This is a genomic window from Pseudomonas sp. (genome assembly GCF_037994325.1).
Classification (GTDB): Bacteria; Pseudomonadota; Gammaproteobacteria; order Pseudomonadales; family Pseudomonadaceae; genus Aquipseudomonas.
Map to the genome: position 1 here is coordinate 1 of NZ_JBBNAH010000534.1, position 1,990 is coordinate 1,990.

General features: G+C 61.1%; 2 protein-coding genes. Both read left to right on the plus strand.

Going from position 1 to position 1,990, the window contains the following annotated elements:
* Nucleotides 1–703: FecR domain-containing protein (locus AAAB16_RS17825; RefSeq protein WP_340664527.1), on the plus strand; the 703-nt coding region annotated here is incomplete at its 5' end.
* A 95-nt stretch (nt 704–798) separates the two neighbouring features.
* A partial coding sequence (locus AAAB16_RS17830) for a TonB-dependent receptor plug domain-containing protein (RefSeq protein WP_340664528.1) occupies nt 799–1,990 on the plus strand: 1,192 nt, incomplete at its 3' end.

Sequence of the window (1,990 nt, forward strand, 5' to 3'; positions counted from 1 at the left end):
GCGTGGTGGGGTGAGCTTGGCATTGCTTGCCGGCCTGCCCACGCTGCTCACCGTGCAGCGCCGTATGCCACTTGAAGGCTTGTTTAGTGATCTTTACAGCGGCACCGCCGAGCGCAAACAGGTGCGCCTTGCCGATGGCAGCCTGCTGACCCTGAACGCACGCAGCACCGCCGATGTGCGCTTTAGCAGTAACTCGCGGCAGGTGTCCTTGCAACAGGGCGAGTTGAGTATTGAGGTGGTCGCAGACTCTTATCGACCCTTTGAGGTGCTCACCGCGCAAGGGCGCATCAGCACCCTGGCCTCGCGCTTTGTGGTGCAACAGTTGCCCAGCCAAACCCTGGTCAGCGTGCAGGAAAACAGCGTGCAGGTATTCGATAAACGAGGTCGTAGCGGCCTAGTGAGTAGCGGCCAAACCCTGCGCTTTAGCGCCGATCAGCCGTTCGCGGTGGTGGCCAGCCGTGCCCGTTATGACGCCTGGTTAGAAGGGCGGCTGGATGTTGACGATGAATCCCTCGGCGCCGTGGTCGATGCCTTGCGGCCTTATCGCTACGGCTTACTGCGCGTGTCACCCGGCGCTGCCAGCCTGCGCGTGTTCGGCGTGTTTCCGCTGGATGACAGCGACCGCACCTTACAGTCGCTGGCGCAGGTGCTGCCCATCAGCGTTAAACAGTACGGCCCGGTGACGCTGATCGACCTGGCCTGAGTGGCGCAAAAAAACTTCGTAAGCCGTGAGGGGTTTTTAAATCTCGCGCGACATAGCAGGAAGTCTCCCTAACTCCTGCAAGGAAAGTCTCTCCCATGCGTTCTCACTCACCTCGCGTTGCGCGTTTGGCGATAGCCGTCGCCTTGGCCTTTTCCAGCGGCCTGACCGCCCTGAGCCCAATCACCGCCCAGGCTGAAGAAGCGTTGCAGCGCTACGACATGGCCGCCATGCCGCTGGAACAAGCGCTGCGCCAAATCGCTCGGCAGAGTGGCCGCAGCATCGTCGCCGATCCGGCTATGGTTCGTGGCCGTTCCAGTGCGGCGGTGCAGGGCAATTTCAGTGCGCAAGCAGCCGCCCAGCAGGCGTTGGGCGGCAGCGGTTTGGCGTTGCGTATTACCGACAACGGCACGCTAACCGTGGAAAAACTCGAGAACGCTGAAGGTGCCGTGCAGCTCGATGCAACCAGTATCGAAGGCACCGCCACGCAGAGCGCCTTTGCCCCGGTAGCCGGTTACTTCGCCAGCAACGCCAGTTCAGCCAGCAAAACCGACAAACCGATTGTGGAAACTGCGCAAAGCATCAGCGTGGTTACCGCCCAGCAGATCGCTGACCGCAAGGTTGACCGCGTGGAAGATGCCGTCGCCTACAGCTCCGGCGTGCGCGTCGGCGGTTCGGGTTTGGACCCTCGTTTCGACACCATCAGCATTCGAGGTTTCGCCACCACCGAGAGCGCCGACTTTCTCGACGGCCTGCGTCAGCCCGGCAGCGGTTGGTTATCGCTGCCCTCAGTGGAAGCCTACAGCCTGGAGCGCATTGAAGTGCTTAAAGGCCCGGCATCCGTGCTTTACGGGCAGATCAGCCCCGGCGGTATGGTTAACCGCGTGAGCAAACGCCCGAGCCTGCTGGCGAAAAACGAAGTAGAAGTGCAGGGCGGCAACTACGACCACAAACAAGGCCAGTTCGACATCGGCGGCAAGCTCGATGACGACGGCGATGTGCTGTTGCGTACCGTCGGCGTCTACCGCGACGCCCAATATTCAGTCGAACAGATGGACAACAATGTGCGCTTTCTCGCGCCGTCGCTGAGCTGGCAGATCGACCCGGACACCAGCCTGACCCTGCTGGCCCAATACGAAGAACGTCAGACGGCCGGCTCGCCGATGTTCTATAACGACGGCCAGCACCTGACCAACTTCTGGCCCGGCGACGAGTATTTCGACAAGCTTGAACAGCGCAAATCGACCTTTGGCTACGAGTTCGAACACACCTTTAACGACACCTTCAGCC